This window comes from Reticulibacter mediterranei (assembly GCF_016587455.1).
Genome location: NZ_BNJK01000002.1, coordinates 2340818 through 2358603, shown reverse-complemented (window position 1 = coordinate 2358603; position 17786 = coordinate 2340818). Strand labels below are relative to the sequence as shown.

At 52.6% G+C, this 17786-nt stretch carries 14 protein-coding genes and 3 pseudogenes; 8 read left to right on the top strand and 9 right to left on the bottom strand.

From position 1 onward, the window contains the following. The first annotated feature begins 176 nt into the window (after positions 1 to 176). Complete coding sequence (locus K3T83_RS49030; RefSeq protein ID WP_220210444.1) at positions 177 to 1763, top strand: apolipoprotein N-acyltransferase; 1587 nt, start codon at positions 177 to 179, stop codon at positions 1761 to 1763. Between the two features lie 483 nt (positions 1764 to 2246). Here the strand turns inward: K3T83_RS49030 and K3T83_RS49025 are convergent, their stop codons facing one another. Further along, entirely contained in the window at positions 2247 to 3062 is an 816-nt protein-coding gene (locus tag K3T83_RS49025; RefSeq protein WP_220210443.1) for a MerR family transcriptional regulator, read from the bottom strand. Between the two features lie 327 nt (positions 3063 to 3389). Here K3T83_RS49025 and K3T83_RS49020 point away from each other — a divergent pair, with 327 nt between their 5' ends. The 4 genes and pseudogenes from K3T83_RS49020 to K3T83_RS56760 form a co-directional block, all read left to right on the top strand. Further along, complete coding sequence (locus K3T83_RS49020) at positions 3390 to 3953, top strand: PadR family transcriptional regulator (protein WP_220210442.1); 564 nt, start codon at positions 3390 to 3392, stop codon at positions 3951 to 3953. Continuing rightward, positions 3950 to 5218 (top strand): annotated as a pseudogene (locus K3T83_RS49015) (cytochrome P450); the annotation flags it as partial. The gene K3T83_RS49020 and the pseudogene K3T83_RS49015, both read left to right, overlap by 4 nt. 91 nt (positions 5219 to 5309) lie before the next feature. Continuing rightward, positions 5310 to 6008 (top strand): VC0807 family protein, encoded by a 699-nt coding sequence (locus K3T83_RS57630; protein ID WP_308441728.1) that lies wholly within the window; start codon positions 5310 to 5312, stop codon positions 6006 to 6008. A gap of 14 nt (positions 6009 to 6022) precedes the next feature. Next, positions 6023 to 6187 (top strand): annotated as a pseudogene (locus K3T83_RS56760) (ISNCY family transposase); the annotation flags it as partial. 128 nt (positions 6188 to 6315) lie between these two features. Here K3T83_RS56760 and K3T83_RS49005 read toward each other — a convergent pair. From K3T83_RS49005 to K3T83_RS58290, 6 genes and pseudogenes are all read right to left on the bottom strand, one after another. Next, a complete protein-coding gene (locus K3T83_RS49005) occupies positions 6316 to 7188 on the bottom strand; it encodes an SDR family NAD(P)-dependent oxidoreductase (protein ID WP_220210439.1) in 873 nt (290 codons plus the stop codon). A gap of 111 nt (positions 7189 to 7299) precedes the next feature. Next, a complete protein-coding gene (locus K3T83_RS49000) occupies positions 7300 to 8511 on the bottom strand; it encodes a cytochrome P450 family protein (protein ID WP_220210438.1) in 1212 nt (403 codons plus the stop codon). After that, entirely contained in the window at positions 8508 to 8939 is a 432-nt protein-coding gene (locus tag K3T83_RS48995; protein WP_220210437.1) for a DoxX family protein, read from the bottom strand. Before K3T83_RS48995 ends, K3T83_RS49000 begins: the two co-directional genes overlap by 4 nt. Before the next feature lie 76 nt (positions 8940 to 9015). After that, entirely contained in the window at positions 9016 to 9492 is a 477-nt protein-coding gene (locus K3T83_RS48990) for a PNPOx family protein (protein ID WP_220210436.1), read from the bottom strand. Between the two features lie 70 nt (positions 9493 to 9562). Next, complete coding sequence (locus K3T83_RS48985) at positions 9563 to 10186, bottom strand: TetR/AcrR family transcriptional regulator (protein WP_220210435.1); 624 nt, start codon at positions 10184 to 10186, stop codon at positions 9563 to 9565. A 187-nt stretch (positions 10187 to 10373) separates the two neighbouring features. Continuing rightward, positions 10374 to 10484: pseudogene (locus tag K3T83_RS58290) on the bottom strand (carboxymuconolactone decarboxylase family protein); the annotation flags it as partial. A 366-nt stretch (positions 10485 to 10850) separates the two neighbouring features. Here K3T83_RS58290 and K3T83_RS48980 point away from each other — a divergent pair. Then, complete coding sequence (locus K3T83_RS48980) at positions 10851 to 12461, top strand: flavin-containing monooxygenase (protein ID WP_220210434.1); 1611 nt, start codon at positions 10851 to 10853, stop codon at positions 12459 to 12461. Between the two features lie 68 nt (positions 12462 to 12529). Here K3T83_RS48980 and K3T83_RS48975 read toward each other — a convergent pair whose 3' ends face one another. Beyond that, positions 12530 to 13072 (bottom strand): RBBP9/YdeN family alpha/beta hydrolase, encoded by a 543-nt coding sequence (locus K3T83_RS48975; RefSeq protein ID WP_220210433.1) that lies wholly within the window; start codon positions 13070 to 13072, stop codon positions 12530 to 12532. Positions 13073 to 13093: 21 nt separating this feature from the next. Here K3T83_RS48975 and K3T83_RS48970 point away from each other — a divergent pair, with 21 nt between their 5' ends. Both K3T83_RS48970 and K3T83_RS48965 read left to right on the top strand, forming a co-directional pair. Continuing rightward, entirely contained in the window at positions 13094 to 13408 is a 315-nt protein-coding gene (locus K3T83_RS48970; RefSeq protein WP_220210432.1) for a hypothetical protein, read from the top strand. A 205-nt stretch (positions 13409 to 13613) separates the two neighbouring features. After that, entirely contained in the window at positions 13614 to 14960 is a 1347-nt protein-coding gene (locus tag K3T83_RS48965) for a glutamine synthetase family protein (RefSeq protein WP_220210431.1), read from the top strand. 316 nt (positions 14961 to 15276) lie between these two features. On the opposite strand, the gene K3T83_RS48960 is transcribed toward K3T83_RS48965, so the two are convergent. After that, positions 15277 to 16770 (bottom strand): APC family permease, encoded by a 1494-nt coding sequence (locus K3T83_RS48960; RefSeq protein ID WP_220210430.1) that lies wholly within the window; start codon positions 16768 to 16770, stop codon positions 15277 to 15279. Between the last annotated feature and the right edge of the window lie 1016 nt (positions 16771 to 17786).

The following is a 17786-nucleotide window of genomic DNA, read 5'->3' as shown; positions in this document are numbered from 1 at the left end:
GCCTCTTGCAGACAGAGTGATGCCATCCAGAGCAAAAAAGTGCGTAAGGCCGTCCCCAAAAACGGTGATACGATTGCAGACAACCAAACTTCCGAGATGGAAGCCAGGCTGACTTCCATCTCGGAAGTTTTTGTCGCCCTTTCGTTCATTTACTCATTAGAAAGATATAGAGGAATATGAAGAAACATTTTTCCAACCAACAGGCCCTGCTTACTGATCGTGCCAGGTACCTGTGGTTGGTCCTGGGCACCACCCTCTCATTTCTGGCCGTCAGTGGACGCTGGGAGCTTTCTCTGGCCGCCTGGCTCTCTCCACTCTTGCTCCTACGCTTTACGCGCACAATCCGTCCGCTCATCGGTTGCTTTTTGGCCTGGTTGGTCCAGGTGAGCACCATGCTGATCTTTCTCGCTGAGTCAGGTTTGCTGCATCCTGGTTGGATCGTGGTCTTCCCGCTTTTCGGCACAGTTCTGACGCTGCCTTACCTACTGGATCGACTGCTCGCCCCTCGGCTCAGTCAGGTGAGTCTGGTGCTGGCTAGCCTGCTTTTTCCCTGTTGCCAGGCGGCTTGTGAATACCTCATTTCTTTCACGCCCTATGGAGGGCTCATCTCGCTTGCCTACACCCAGTATGGCAATTTACCCCTCTTACAATTGATCTCCGTCACCGGCATTTACGGCGTGAGCTTCATCGTGGCCTGGTTTGCCTCTGTTGGCAACGGGATCTGGGAGCGGCACTTTGCCTGGCCCAGGATTCGCCCTCTCACGCTGCTGTATAGTGGAGCACTCGTGCTGGTTTTGCTCTTTGGATGCCTGAGACTCACGTTCTTTGCTCCCTCCTCACAGACCGTTCGGATAGCTGGCATCAGTGCAGCCGCAAGCACCTCTCAAAACACTCCCTCCCCTCGGGAAATGATGCAGATGGTCCAGAGCAACCCCGCACACTTGCGTGCGCTTCTTGCTGCCCTTGATAACGAGATGCTGAATCGCACCCAGGCCGAAGCACGCGCCGGAGCCAAAATCGTGGTCTGGCCGGAAGTGGGTGCCCAGGTCCTGGCCTCAGATAAGGCGAGTTTGCTTACACAGGCTGCGGCCCTTGCCCGGACTGAGCACATCTACCTGGATATGGGCCTCGGCGTCTTCCAGCCCCCGGCGACCATCTATGACCAAGCCATCCTCATTGATCCACAGGGGCGTATACTCTCGACCTATAACAAGGTGCACCCGGTTCCCGGCCTGGATCCCTTTGGGCCATCTGAGAACCAGCCTCCGGTCGTGGAGACACCCTATGGACGTTTGTCCACGGCAATTTGTTTTGATGCGGATTTCCCTCCCTTGATGCAGGAGGCTGGCAGCCAAGGGGTGGACATCATGTTGCTCCCCTCAAACGATTGGCAAGCCTCTGACCCCTGGCATAGCCAGAATGCCACTTTCCGCGCCATTGAGAATGGCTACTCGCTGGTGCGACAAGCCAGCAACGGACTCGCGATCACCATTGACGACGAGGGATATGTTCTTGCAGCGACCGACTACTTCACGACAGATCAGCAAACCATGATCGCCTACGTCCCGGTCAAGGGAACCTGGACCCTCTACTCTCGCGTTGGAGATCTGTTCGCCTGGCTCTGCCTTGCAGAGGTGCTCGCGCTCGCAGGAATGGGTGTCTGGCAGAGGAAGCAGGCTTGGACAGCGGTGGATGCAGACCTCCCCTTAGAGGGATCTGCTTTTCAAGAGGGAAAAAACAAGGCAACAGGCCCCACTTTCTGATGTCTAGGGAAAGTTACTCTTGTCGAAGCCAGGCGGGTCCATCATGGCCCGCCTGGCGGCCTTGTGTGAGATGTCCGTAAAAACGGCTATTTTCTGAGTCTCAAAACCGTCCGGTTTTCTGCGACATTTTGCTCTGCTTTTTTAGTAGCGCAACACATCACCACCGCGAGCACAACGTCTCCCCTTGACGAATCTCATAACTCATCTCATAATCAGAATCTCAAAAGGTTGGGCCTTCGACGGGAAACCTGAGACAAAAGGAAGAGATGATGAAGATTGGGTACGTTCGCGTTTCTAAACAAGAGCAAAACGAAGCACTCCAGATTGACCCCCACACTGAGGAGAAACGCAAGTAGGGCATTCATAAATGTCCTCCTAAATAGGTGCGTGTGCACGTAATAAAGAAAAGAGGCACCAAACACTCAGCGCAGCTGTCGTCGAGAGGTGCTGGATATATGATGGGAACTGACATGCCGCTTCTGTTTAATTCATCTCGACCACCGCTTCGTCCTGCTCCTGCGACTGGGGCAACTGGATCAGAAGCTCACGCCCTGCTCCACTCATCTGCCACCCATGGCGTTCCATCCAGGTCGCCAGGACGCCCGAACCCCGATGGCTATCGATGACCCGGCCAACATGGACCAGAGTGGCCATGGTCTCCACGGCTGGCAAGGTCCGTAGCGTGAGCACCTTTTCCTCGGCGAGTTCGAGCGACTGCGGTCCTTTGCCCACGAGCTGGTAGCCGACTTCGACATCAATGGCATCGGGATCATACAGGGGAGAATGGATAAGGATGGCGAGATGCCCAAGGCTGTGGCATCCCACTTTGGCCGGAACAGTCATCACGAGGCGGCGTACGAGACGCTGGATCGCGTCCATACCAGGTAGCACGTCGCGGAGCCCCAGAAACGGCGTAGCAAGCACGGCTTTCAGGATCACATCGGGCTCCTGCATCTGCCCCTGAGTATCGATCTGCTGCAAGCGTGCCTCCACGACACGCAAGCGCTCCACCTCCTCCTGAAGCGATTGCTCAATCTGGGCTTTGCGTAAGATCAGCAGACCGCGAATCTCCTCAGCTGAGGTCTCCTGATCCAGAAGGCGGGCAATGTTTTCCAGGGATAGGCCCAGTTCTTTGAGCACCAGAATGCGATTGAGCCGGAGCAGTTGCCGGGCGCTGTAGGAGCGATAGCCCGTTTCCGGGTCGATCGACTGGGGACGTAGCAGACCGATCTCATCGTAATAGCGCAGCAAGCGACCAGAGACCCGGGCGATTTGGGAGAACTCACCGATTCGAAACATGTCTCTTCCTCCTTAAGGGTGTATCAACGCACGGCGAGGAGATCCTACCACATATCGGGCATTCGTTGCAGTATATCCCCTTCACCCCTTTTTCCACAGGTGACTCAACGCGTTTTCACCCATTATTTGGTGAGCGAAAAAGGCATGTCTCAAATGGTTCATATCATAAATCATACTTCCGAAACTATGCTTCAAGACGCTCTCAGAGTTGTTGCATACAGATTTATTCTCTCCCAGGATGTCTTTCAGGTCAGGTTCTTGACATGTTTCTTACACCTATGTTACTATCACCTAGATAGGTGTAAGAAACATAGGAGATGATCACCCATGTATAGTGAAATCGTGATCCTAGCTATGCTGCACAAACAGCCTCGGCACGGCTACGACATCAAAAAAGTTGTTGAACGAGCGCTCGGCGGGGCTGTTTCGATCGGTAATAAAACCTTGTATCCAACGCTAAAGCACTTTGAAGACATTGGGGCAGTCGAACGTGAGATTGTCGCACAGGAAGGCAAACCTAATCGCCATCTCTACCATCTGACCGAGCGCGGGGTTGAACTTCTGCAAGTGTACCTGCGTGATTTCCCAGCTGATCTCGCCGCCAACAAAGCTGAGTTCTTTACGCGTGTGGCCTTTTTCGATTTGCTTGAACCGGAGGCGCGCCAGGAGATTCTCAAAACGCGCCTGGCCCACCTTCAAGGGGTTCTGGACTATCTTCTTCTGCTCCAACAGAAGCCAGGGGGGGATCGTCTGACACTGTATCCCCAGCGAGTGCTCGCTTTCCAGATCCAACAAACACGCCACGAGTACCAATGGCTCGCAGACTGGCTGGAAGAAATGCGAGCCAGCATGCTAACCGAAGAGGAGAAAGATGAAAGGAACATCTCATGATACAACCGCAACCAATCTTCTGGGAGCGCGGCATTGCCACTGACACGCCCGCACCCCCGCTAGTTGATCCCACGCTTGTGGAACAGGAAGAGCAGCCGCTCGTGGCACTCTATCGTCGCTATGGCCCGATTTTCCGTCTGCCCCAGTCCGGAAACGAGCTGGCACGCATCATTTTAGCAGGTCCAGAAGTCAACGTCTTTGTGGCCCGCCATGAGGACGACTTTTTCACCACTCGTGAGCAATGGGAAGCATTTGATGCCCATATGAGCCGGGAGGTGAGCAGCGTAACAAAGGCGCGCGATGGCGCAGCCAATCGCCAGCGCCGCGCCACAAGTTCCCGCAACTGGTCGCGCGCACGTATTCTGGATCAGATCCCTCAGATGATCGAGATCACGCAGGCGGCAACTGCCGAGTGGCAGCCTGGAGCCAGCATCGACGTGCATGCCAGTATGCGTCGCCTGGTCGCTGAGCAGTTGGGACGCCTGCTGCTTGGGGCGAGTCCAGGGGGCTATCTCGACGACTTTTTGACCTTTCTCAATATCACCCTGGTCAATACCTTTCCAACCAGCAAGGAGACCGGTGAGCGCTTCGATTCCGTCGCCTACACGCGAGCGCGCTCGCGTGTGCGTGAGTTTGGGCGTCTGGCCTACGAAGCGCATCTGCGCCATCCTCAGCCGAATGGCAAGCCAGATATGCTTGACGAGGCGATCACCCAGGCCGCTGAGCATCCCGAAGCGTTGGACACTACCAGGTTAAGCATGGTCGTCCTTGGTCCGATGCTAGCTGGACTGGATACCGTGGCCAACTCGCTCTGTTTCGCGCTCTATGCCTTGCTGTCCAATCCTGAGGTATGCCAGCGGGTGCAAGCAGAAGTGGACGCCGCTTTCCGCACCGGTCCGCTGACCTGGGAAAAGCTCAAGAGCATGCCAGATCTGCATGGCGCGATGATGGAGACCCTGCGTCGCTATCCCGTCGCCTCAGGCCATCATGTCCTCGTCGCCCATCCTCTGACCGTGGCCGGCTTCCGTCTTTCTCCCGGCGACCGAGTGAACATCGCCATGACCGTGCCGCATTTCCTGGAAGAGCTCTATCCTGATCCCATGCGGTTCGACATCAACCGCTTCCGCGAGCCACGCAACGAGCATCGCAAACCGGGTGCTTACGCTCCCTTTGGCCTGGGTGATCATACCTGCCTGGGCGCTGGCATCGCCGAAGTGCAACTGATGGTCACTATCGCCACACTGCTCCATTCCTTTGCCCTGGAACTTGACCCCCCAACCTATCGCCTGGTAGTTGCTCATCACCCAACTCCTGTGCCAGGAAACAACTTTCGCATCAAAGTGGGGGAACTGTCCGATGAAAAACTCCCTGTTTGCCATGCCAGACCAGAAAGCACAGGAGGCAAGGAAGCGGAACCTCTCTGCTCGCGGCGTGATCGTCACGCTGGTTCTGAATGCGGTGCTGCCGTTTCTCATCTACCAGGGAATGACAAATGTACTGCATCAATCCAGCTTCGTGTCGCTGGTTGTCACCGCCATTCCCTCTGCTCTGATGAGCCTGACCAGTCTTGTGCGCCAGCGGCGTATCAACCTGCTTGCCGGGATTGTGCTGCTTGGGATCGTGATCGGCCTCCTGATTTCATTTGTCAGCAAAGATCCCAGACTTTTGCTGGTTCGCGATGCCTTCTTCGCAGGGGCTCTCGGCCTGGCCTTGTTGATCTCCTTGTGCTTTCCCAAACCACTGACCTATTATGCCTCGCTCCTCTTCAGGACGAGTTTTGATCCAGCGCAACGGCAACGCTTTCCGGCCAGATGGCAAGAGCCATCCTTCCGCATGCGGATGCGTGTACAAGCGGCAGTCTGGGGAGTCGGTCTGCTGGTGGAGGCAGTGGGACACGGTTCGTTGGTGTTCCTCCTTCCGCCTGCGCAGTTCCTGGCCATCTCGCCATTTGTCCAGTGGGGCTTGATCGGCGTGACGTTTGTAGTGTCGAGAGTCTCTGTTTGGGCGGTGCAATCACCCCGGACCTTCCGCAATCAAGCTGGCCCACGGACCTAGCACTTTGACGGATCTACACCCTGTACCTGGAAACGCTGCACGCCTTGAGCAATCAGGTAGTCCAACTGGCAGCGCAAGCCAAAGTCACCGAAAGGCATAAGCTACAGTTGGATGCGACCTGTGTCCAAACGGAGATTCACCACGGGCTGCTCGTCGATAGTGTGCGTGTGCTCTCTCGTGCACAGAATCTGATCTGTTGACTCAGTTTGTTGAAGGCCGAGATCCATATCTCACTGGGGAACGAAGAGAAACTGGCGTCAGAATACGGAAGAGGCATGAATGGTTCTCCTTCTTCACCAAATGATCGTTAACTGTTTTCAAGTTCTCTGGATGAACGTCCGTGTTCATGTTCTTTCTCCAAGAGTTTTGCCTTGTTTTCCAGATCAAAAAGGCGTCGCACGAGCATCTCGAAGCCTCCTTGTGGCATGCTTCTGCGCAGAAGCACCAGCATGGTCGCTTGGGCACCTATGGTGTAGCGCAAGTGCGGCGCATCCTGCTCAATGATCCGTCTGATCACTCTGGCCACACGAAGTGGGGGCATTCCCTGACGCATTGAGGCGTTGAATCTGTCTGTGAATCGGCTCCGGCTCGCTGCATAGGCCGCAATTTCGTGACTCACATGTGGGACTACCTCTGCTGCCGGTGTACTGACGGGACCGGGTTCGACAAGCGAAACGCTGATCCCAAATGGTTTCACCTCATAGCGCAGTGACTCCGTATACCCCTCAAGAGCGAATTTGCTGGCGACATACAACGCGCGGAAAGGCATGCCTGCGAAACCACCTGCTGAGCTCATCGTAATGATTTTGCCCGAACGAAGCTTTCGCATAATTGGGAGTACTGCATTCGTCACACGCATCACCCCAAAAAAGTTGGTTTCAAAGACCGTCCGGGCTTCAGAAAGTCGAGTCTCTTCACTCGCGCCAGCCAGGCCCGTCCCGGCGTTGTTCAGCAACACGTCGATGCGCCCCGCTTGGGCCAGGACGTACTGGACGGCATGCGCGACCGACTCGTCCGAGTGAACGTCCATCTCCAACAAAGGGAAGGCTCTTTCTCCATACCGATCTGGCGTGCGACTTGTCCCAAAGACGCGGTAGCCCTGTGCGCTGAGTAAATCCGCAGTAGCCTGACCAATCCCTGTCGCGGCTCCCGTAATCAACACGACTCGTGTTATCGTCATAGGTCTGTTCCTCCTTCTCTCGCCTGATGTTCGTTCATGATTCACCGCAACAGCTTGTGCCCTTCGAGATTCAGCGGATCATGCTCAAAAGACACAAACCTAGAAAAACGTTTAGAACACGACTGGCAGATGGCGCAATCCTAGAATCATCGAACCTGGACGCCAGATCAGGGACTCTCGATCGCTCTCCAATCGGAGATGTGGGAGACGACGCAACAGCGTGCCAAGCGCAATCTGTCCTTCCAGGCGAGCCAGTGGTGCCCCCAGGCAATAGTGAATCCCTTTGCCAAAGGCGAGATGCCGATTTTCTTGCCGGGTGATATCCAGGGTATCTGGTTCGGTAAATGTCTCACCGTCACGGTTCGCTGCGGCCAAGGCAACCAGCACCTGGTCGCCACGACGGATCAGTTTGCCGCCCAAGAGGACATCGGCGCTGGCCCAACGCGGCGTCGCAAGCATCAGCGAGCCACGATAGCGGAGGAATTCCTCTATCGCTGTTTTGATCAGCGCGGGATTCTGCTTGAGCAATGTCATCTGATCAGGGTGCTCTAAGAGTGCAAGTATGCCATTGCCGATTAAATTGACCGTCGTCTCATGCCCGGCAATGAGTAACAAGAAGACCATCGACACCAGTTCTCCGAGCGAGAGCCGGTCGCCCTCGGTTTCGGCCTGAATTAGCCTGCTTAACAGGGAATCTTCGGGCTTCTGGCGCTTTTCCTCGATCAGTGCCAGGAGGTACGTATGAAACGCCTGGAATTGGTCGCCAGCTTGCTGCAAAGCGAGAGGGTCGCCGATCGCTTCGGCGATCACATTCGACCACGTGCGAAACTGTGCGCTGTCCTTGGCAGGCACACCGAGCATTTCCGAAATGACCCTGATCGGGAGAGGAAAAGCAAACTGACCGATCATGTCCATAGCACCTTGTCCTTCTACGGCGTCAATCAGTTCGTCCGTGATCTCTTGAACGCGCCCTCGCCACCGCTCCACCAGGCGAGGCGTGAACGAAAGGGCGAGAAGCTGGCGCAAACGGGTGTGATCGGGCGGATCAGCATTGAGCATCATCTGGTTCATGAGCTTGCCTACTGGACCCGGTAGATGCGGCTGCTCCCCTGACGCCAGCCCATGTTTCAGTCTATCTTTGACAAAACGCTCATCGCGCAGCACAACATCAGCATCTTGGTAGCGCGTAATCAACCAGACCTGTTGACTACCAGACAGCTTGATCTGATGCACCGGGTCTTCGGCACGTACCAGCGCAAAAGCCGGAAAAGGATTGGCCTTGAATGCCGGCGATGTCAGATGCAGTTCCGTTGTTTCGCTCATTCTCTGACTCCTTCTTGTCCTGGTACTTCTTCCCAATGCGATATACCTTGCTTTCCCGACTTTCTCAAAACAGCTTGTACTGCCGACCATCTGAGTAGCACAACAATCAAGCTGAGGCCGAGGAAGATGAGGGTCCAGGGCACTTCAGCAAACAGATTTCCCGCCCGCACATGAGCCAGTGTTGCCCCTATCATGGATGCGGCTATCAGCAGCGCCCCAATGACTGCCAGCAGCTCCATGCGGAGACCAACCAGCAGCAGCACCGCGCCACTCAGTTCGATTACATTCGCGATCCAGATGAGCCACAGAGGCACAGCAAGCGCGAGCACTTGCCGGAGTGTTGGTGCTCCGGCTATCCGGCTGAGTGGAATGGCAAGAAATGTCAGGGCAAGTAATAGTTGCAAGACTCTCGTACTCGATCGAAGCATCAACCCTCTCTCCTGAATAAAGAGCGACATAAGCAGACATAAGCATTCTATTTTGACGGATGGCCATCCTGTACCGTCAGGCAGGATGTTCCAACTGGATCTCAATCAGCACATGAACCTGCACGGCTTGCTGCAAGCTTGCCATATCTGGCTGGCCATGCCGATCAAGGTGGACCTGGTAGAAACGAGCATCGGAGGGTGTCTGACGAAGCATGGAGTAGATTGCTTGTTCGACATCGTCCGGGTCAGTATTGACCTCGGCGCGTCCTCGCACGTTCTGCCCCGCGATAGACAGGTCAACTGGCACCCCTCCGCGCAGGTTGCGCCACCAGGGGCTATCAGTGAGGGTAAGCAACGTCTCATTTGTACGCAGATAGCGCACTGGGATCGTGTAACGACGCCCACTTTTTTGCCCGGTAAATGTCAACAACATGGTTGTGCCGCTCAGCAGCGCGTGGAAGGGTGAGCGTAGCAATCCGACGACGAGACGATTGACCCAGTGCGGAACAGTTGGCCCGGACTGGAAGGGTGATGAAAGACGTTGAGACCTCATGCTCTCTTCTCTTTCTTTTGTGTGAACTTTGTCTCTAAAGAGAACTATGTTCACTTAATGGTAAAAAAATTTAGTGATCGTTCCTCGTGAGCCGGGAATCCAGGCGTGTTTTCCAGCCGAGTAACAGATCGCTGATCGCTTGCGTCAGCGTTTCCTTTGCTCGCGTTGGGCCGCCGGAAATATACTGAGCCAGGGTGAGCGCGACAAAACCATGCATCGTCGCCCATATCATCTCAACAGCCTGGTCCGAGTCACCCATCTTCACGCCACTCTCTTGGCTCCACTCCTCAATAGCCGCTCGCACAACCAGAAAGGCAGCTTTGGCCTCCTCAACCTCGTGAATTTTTCCCTTCAGATCAAACATCAGTTGATACACAGTGGGCTGGTGCCAAGCAAAGTCCCAATAGGCGGCGGCCATCTGCTGCAAGCGCTCCGATGGGCGATGCTCCTGGGCCGCAATGTGCTCTAAAGCAGCTACCATGTGTTGAAATCCCTGGAGCAGGAGCGTACGCAGAATGTCCTCTTTATCCTCAAAGTACTTGTAGAGAGCGGACGGACTATATTCAATGCGCTCGGCAACCCGACGAATGGTGACAGCCTGCCATCCCTCCTCAGTTGCAATCTCCAGCGCAGCCTGCAAAATGGCCTGTTGGGTTGCTTCACGTTCACGCTCACGCCGCTGCTTGATACCCACCGTGATCGTCTCCTTTCCAGTAAGAGTATAGAACATTGTTCACTAAAATGTCAAGCGTTCTCTTTGCACAGCGGAAGGCAGCTCATTTTTTGTCCAGAGGCAAACGACGATGGTCAGCATCATTGCTCCATTTGGCAAGGAAGAACTTCTCCTTGAATGACTTTCCCTCTCCCGTTCATCTACAACTGAGCGCAACCAACAGACTCAACGTCAGAAGTTCGCGGGTCGGAATGTCGATGCCACTGCGAGTGAGATAGTCGCCGAAGCAGTTGGCTGATAAGAAGCGCTGGATGTGTTTAGCCAGAGTCAGCGTGATTTAGCCGCTCTCTGAAGCGCTTTTGATATTTGGCTTTGAAGGCGGCTAGGTTCACAAGGGCCTTTTCTTATTTGTTCGTCCTTTTGTTTCTTTCTCATCCACTCACCCAGGGGTTTGACATAGAAGTTCTTTTTCATGAGGAATGGTGTACCCAACAGGCGTAAGGCATTTCAAATTCGGAGAAGATCAGTAGTGGTAAGGAAGAGACTATTGTGATAAAGTAAGAGGAAACAGTCAAGGCCTGTGATTATTGTGAAGGTGGGACTTTTGTGAGCAGATGTTTCTTCACCTTTTTCATAGACCTTTCATATGGTGTACGAAGCTGTCAGACAAAAGGAGGATGAAGCCATGTCCAGGAAACAACACAGTGCGAGTGAATTCGATGCAATCGTCATTGGGGCTGGTTTCTCTGGCTTGTATATGCTTTACCGCCTACGCGAACTTGGGCTTTCGACACGGGTTTACGAGGCGGGTGAAGGGGTTGGTGGTACTTGGTATTGGAACCGCTATCCTGGAGCGCGTTGTGATACTCCGAGCATTCATTACTCCTATTCCTTCTCCCCTGACCTCGAACAGGAGTGGGAGTGGCCCGAAAAGTACCCGACCCAGCCTGAGATCCTCCGTTACCTCAACCACGTAGCGGACCGATTCGACCTGCGCCGTGATATCCAATTCAGCACACGTGTGATCTCAGCCGTTTATGACAACAGCACCAATCGCTGGACGATCCAGACGCACCAGGGAGATCAGGCATCTGCGCGGTATTGTATTACCGCTATCGGTTGCCTTTCTGCACCGAATACTCCTACGTTTCAAGGTCTTGATTCGTTTCAGGGACAGGTTCACCATACCGCCCGATGGCCCTCCGAAGGTGTTGATTTCACTGGCAAGCAGGTTGGCATCATTGGTACTGGTTCGACGGGTATTCAGGCTATCCCTCAGATCGTCAAACAGGCAGATCACGTCACTGTTTTCCAGCGCACACCAAACTACAGCATTCCAGCGCGAAACCGACCCCTTACCTCAGAAGAGAAGGCAAGCGTCAAAGCAAATTATCGCAAGCTCCGTCAGACGGACCGCGAGTCTCCGGCTGGCATCACTCTCAATTTTCATAGGCAGTCGGCTCTAGAAGTAACGCCGGAAGAGCGACAGAAAAAATTCGATGAAGCATGGGCGGTAGGGGGTACCCAGATGCTCTCTACCTTCTCGGACCTTGATACCAATTTGGAAGCCAACACGTATCTAGCAGATTTCGTTCGCTCGAAGATTGCCACGATCGTTCATAATTCTGAGAGAGCCAAATTATTGATGCCGCATGACCATCCCATTGGCAGCAAGCGTATCTGCGTCGATACAGAATACTATGAAACGTATAACCGCGAGAATGTTTCTCTGGTGGATGTGCGTATATCTCCCATTGAGGCAATCACTCCAACAGGTCTGCGCACTCACAATGGCGAGTATAAGCTGGATATGATTGTCTTCGCAACCGGTTTTGATGCCATGACAGGCTCTCTCTTCAAAATAGATATTCGAGGCAAAGATGGTCAGGCCCTCAAGGAGAAATGGGCGGGAGGTCCGCGCACGTACCTGGGTCTTATGACCGCTGGCTTCCCGAATCTTTTCATTATCACCGGCCCTGGCAGCCCCTCCGTTCTGAGCAATATGGTCGTCTCCATCGAGCAGCACGTCGAGTGGATCACTGACTGTATGAAATATATGCTGGAGCATAATTTTGCCCGCCTTGAACCCCATGTGGAGGCGGAGGCTTCCTGGGTGGCTCATGTCAACGAGGTGGCTCATTTAACGTTGTACCCGCTTGCGAACTCCTGGTATCTTGGTGCGAATATTCCCGGCAAGCTCCGTGTCTTTATGCCCTATGTTGGAGGAGTGGGGAACTATCGCAAGAAGTGCCAGGAAATAGCTGAAAAAGGTTACGAGGGGTTTGCATTCTGTTAGTTCACGCGATCTTCTGAGGGTATCTCACGAGCTTTTTCTTGAGCAAACCAACGTGCACATCGTGTTCGTTAACCGCCGTGAAGTACCTCCTCTAGCAAAGCTTCACCTTGAGGCCAAGGGCCAAACCCGCTAGCCGTGTTAATATGTCCTGCCTGACCAATAGTGATCAGGCGGCTTTTCCAACTTCGAGCGAAGAATTCGGCACGTTCTCTGGAGAGAGAGGGGTCATTCGTGCTGGCTACAACAGTACTTGGAAACGGGAGAGGCTGGAGAGGAATGGGGAGAAAATGCCGGTCTACCGCTGCAATCGGGTTTGTTTCAAGATCAGCAGGGGCAACAAGTAGTGCAGCGCGAATAGGCTGGTGTGCAAAGTATTGAGCCGTCCAATGAGCGATTGTGATGCATCCAAGGCTATGGGCTACCAGAACAAGAGGGCCATGTATTTCACGAATAGCTTGGTCCAGTGCTGCTATCCACTCATGAAACACTGGGTAGTCCCAATCACGTTGCTGCACGCGACGATACTCTGGGTGATCTCGTTCCCAGAGACTTTGCCAATGCTGAGGACCTGAGCCGGTATACCCTGGAAAGATCAGAACAGTTGGTTTCATGGGATGCCCTCCTGGAATCTCATGATGTTTTCTTTTCTGACATTATACCTGATTCCTATCAGGGAAGCAAGCAATCGTCAGCCAGGTCCAGGGCTTTCCAATTCTCCCATCTTGCGGGAGTGCAGAGGGCTGCCGCCCTCTGCCGGGGTGCGGGGTATCCCGCAAAAACCTTTTTTCTTCTCTTTTGCGCGCCGCCTGCGGCGGCGCGCGAAGGAGGGAAGGAAACTGGGGACACCCCAGACCCCGGCAGGGAGACCCTGCACCCCTTTGAGCGGAGAACTGGAAAGCCCTGCAGCCAGGTCTGACTTCTCCGCACCTGTAGTTGTTCGTCAGTAGAGGGTGTTGTTATGGCTGATGTTGTCGGGAACAGTATCAGTCACAACAATCCATACTGGCATGACTAGTCGTTATCTCTACTGTTATGAAAATAGCATATTGTGCGTTTAAAAAGTTAGTCAATACACAATTTTGTGTATTGAGAGTTTAGTCGGACAACTTTAGTATTTTTTGAATTGCATCGAAATATCGGAGTTTTTTGTATATGACAACAACACATCATCATTCGGCCACGACGCTCGATGGTCTTCTGGAATATTGGCAAGAGCAAGACATTCGCAATGTTCTCTTTGAATTACCAGATATGCATGGCATTCCACGCTCCAAGATTGTCCCTCTCAATAAAGTGCAAGGTTTTATAGAAAAGGGGCTGAACATGTACGGAGGGACAGTGACGCTTGACACGCGTTCCTTTGTCATCTCTGGCACGAAGTACAACGAAGAAGTCAATTATGCAGACCAGGTATTGAAACCGGACATCTCTACGGCAGCAATTGTGCCGTGGATGAACAACACAGCTCGGCTTATCTGTGATGCCTATTGGACCGATGGCACACCGCTGCAAGCCAGCCCACGCTACCTACTGAAACAGGTTGTGGCGGAGTTGGATACCTTAGGGTATCAGGCCGTCGTTGGGTTGGAATATGAATTCTATTTACTTGATTCTGCAACCATGAAGCCTATTTTTGATGGATTACACATTTTCAACACCGCTCGCAATGTATCATCTCCTGTCATTGAACGCATTGTCGAACTTCTGCCACAGATGGGTATCGATATTATCACTGCAAACTGCGAGTACGGACCGGGACAATTTGAGATCAATTACGGACCACATGAAGCGATACAAGCCGGAGATCTAGGTTTTACGTTTAAAAATGGCGTAAAGATGATTGCGCAGCAACTCAAGTATCATGCGACCTTCATGACCAAACCTTTCTCAGACCAGTCTGCCAGTGGTTCCCATACGCATGTGAGCTTGATTTCCAAAGAAGATGGACGCAATGCCTTTCTTGATTCTGATGATCGGCATGGCCTCTCGCAGAGTGCCTACCATTTCATGCAAGGGATGTTAAAGCATGCACCTGCTGCAATGGCTTTAATGGCCCCAACGCCTAATTGCTATCATCGCTTTGTCCCACATCATTTTGCCCCTATCAACGTCAGTTGGGGACTGGAAGACCGCTCAGCGATGATTCGCGCGAAGAATAGTTATGATAGTCGTACCCATCTAGAAAATCGTCTCCCAACAGCATTAAGCAATCCTTACTTAACTACTGCGGCTGTAATTGCTTCCGGTATATTAGGGTTGAAAGAGGCACAGATGCCGCCGGAGCCGGTGCAGGGGCTTGCGGAGAATCAGAACAACTTTGATCCATTGCCTGCCACATTGGACGAAGCACTTCACGCGCTAGAACGAGATGAGCCATTCCGAGCATTGCTCGGAGATGAGTTCGTACAGGTCTTCACAACGATGAAACGCAGCGAATTGGCCCGCTTCAAAGCCTATGTAACCGACTGGGAGCGGGACGAGTACCTGGAAATATTCTAGCATACCATTAGCTCTGGACACGCAGAAGCCCCTCCAATGAGCGAGAAGAGGAGTCAGACAAAGAACTTCTCTCCGCCATTGGAGGGATCTCGCAATGAGTGTACCCGAGTTGTTTTGTGCTCTCGATCATGCCTAACTGGAGTTGAGCTTTGACCATCACTCTTTGGTTTTGCATCCTAGACTGGAGAGTCAGACTGTCACTATGGATCAGCAGTCATCATGCGATCAATTTGCTCTCCCCGAAGAGTTTTCCCTCTCGCATTTTTCTCGCAACAGCTTTTCATCATCACATCTTTATATGGGCAATAGGCATAGACTAGCTTCTCATACTTTCCCAGGTGGCTTCACTGCTCGCATACATACTCCCAATAGCCGCGATGATAATACAGATAAGGGTGAGGCCTCCGATGGCAAGCAACCAATGGGCATTATCGATTAAAGTTCCTATCCAGGAGTTAAACAGCGTATCGATGATCGCCAGAACGCAAGAGACTGCGCCAAGTGGTATAGAGACAAAGAAGAGGGGCAAAGGAAAAAGACTCTGTTTAAGAAATGCATTTCTATCACGGAAGTAGCAGACCGCGACGTTGATGAAGAGAAATAGGTTTGAAAATGCCCAGACGAGCGTCGATGCCGCGAGCATGACATTATACACCTCTACAGTCAGGTTGGCCTCTGTACCTGGCTTAGAAATCAACGGCAACCCGAAGAAGACAACGCATGTCACCACAGCCGCAAAGCCCGTTTGCATCCAGATCGCCCCAGAAGGAACGCGATGCTTGTTTAGCCTTCCCATCAGAACGGGTAAGCGTTGGTCAAGGGCAGCAACGAGTGGGAGGCGAGCATAGGTAGAATTGTAAACGACGGTGGTCATCACGAAAAAGCTCATCAGGCAAACACAGGTAATCGAGCCAACGAGTTTGCCCAGTGCTATATCGACAGTGCTCACCAGAGAGAAAGGAGTCGCTGAAGCATTGGCTGCCCCTTCTACTGCCAGGAGAGAGAAGGTCGCTACGAAGTAGCCGACAAAGACGAAGAGCGTTCCCCAGGCCAGATGCTTTCTGATGACGACTGATCGCTCCTTGATCTCTCCCGCCATGTTCAGAGGTGCTTCAACCCCAAGATAAGCGAGAGTAATCAGTCCAAACAGACTGATATTGCTCGTACCTGATTGCCAGTTGATGCCCCAACTGGGAAGGTCCGCAAACTTGGTGGCAGAGGGATGCCCATGCGCAAGCCAGACGACACCAGCCACCCCGATCAGAAAGACCGCAAAGAAGGTGAGAACCGCTACTATATTGACGATGTTTTGTACTATGCGAAACCGTTGCGTCGCAAGGACACCAGAAAACAGAACGACAACGATAATGACCGCTCCCTGTTCCTTCGGGTCGCTGAGCCAGTGACTATTGAGTCCTTGAATCAAACTCACAACCACATCCCCGGCGCTGACCATCACCAGTACCCCTGGAAACCATGCACAGAAGGCGCTGAAGAAGCTCCAGTAGCCTCCAAAGATGCGATGTGTCCAGTTGTAGAGAGAGCCTTCATAAGGAAACATGACTCCCAACTGAGCAGTAGCAATCACGGATGGAATGAAAAAGGTGATCCCTCCAACGAGTAAATAGGTAAAAGCCGCTGGCCCTCCTGAAGCAGCAACCGTCGCATTGGTGATAAAGAAAATAATCAGCAGATAGGTGGCCGTCATATCGAATGTCCCAAGAATGGAAGGCATGGCCTTGACGACATAGTCTTGTGACGCCAACGGCTGTTCTCCTGCAGATACCTCTTTTTTCTGCACTGTTTGCATATGTTTCCTCCTTCACAGGCACTCACTCAAACGTGAGTGCAACATCTCTATGCATATTGGCCTACCAAATTTCCTTATAGACGAAAAAGTATTGAGAAGAGTAAATCCATTTCAAAAGAGTGTTCACCTCGGTGGTGAGAGAGAAGCGAGAAAAGGGAGCAACAGGAAGCATTATAGCATTCACATCGAAAGATACCTATAAAGTTTCCATAAATATTTCTCGCTCTCCATACCGGAAACTTGTTCTATGGATATATTCATTCGTAAGGAATGAGAAAAGTGAAAGAGGAGTTTCAGTTCTTTTCGCTTCTGTAGCAAGTAGGCACGTATTGAACCGCACTGATAGGTCATACATCACAAAAGCATGCAGATGCTCTTTTCTATGAAGGATATCCTTTGCTAGTGGAACTGCTCTCGTCCAGTTTCGCAGCGACATGGTATCAATAACGGAAGCTCAAGCACTCGTTACGTATACTGCTCCAGAATCAGGTGGTATCGATCGCTGCCTCCCTGTTTTCCTGGATACTTGCCTTCTTTCTGGGAACGGAGAGCCATTCGTTCTTCTTTTCAGAAAAAGCGTTATGCGCCTGTAGCCACCGAGATGAACTCAATGAAAAGGAGATCAGTTGATCCTTGTTGATGGTTGAGCAATCCGAGATGCTTTCGTCTGGACTGGCTCTCATCATTTTGGCCTCTTTGCTGCAACGCCTTTGCGTCTCAGGATAGTTCACATCTGGACCAAAGCGGTGCTGGTGTAAACAACATATGCAGCAGGTCACACACAGGCGTACTTGGGAGAACACTATCGTCGGATCAGTACACGAGGAGGGGCAAAGAGAGCAACAGTGGCAGTTGGTCACAGCTTCTGGTCGATTTTTATCAGATGGTCAAGACCAGTGAGCCATATCATAAAAAAGGAGCTGATTCCTTTACCGCGCTGAACAAAAAGAAGATCCAATACCGTCTGGTTCGGCAATTGGAACGCCTGGGCGACACTGTCAGCCTGTGGCCTCAAG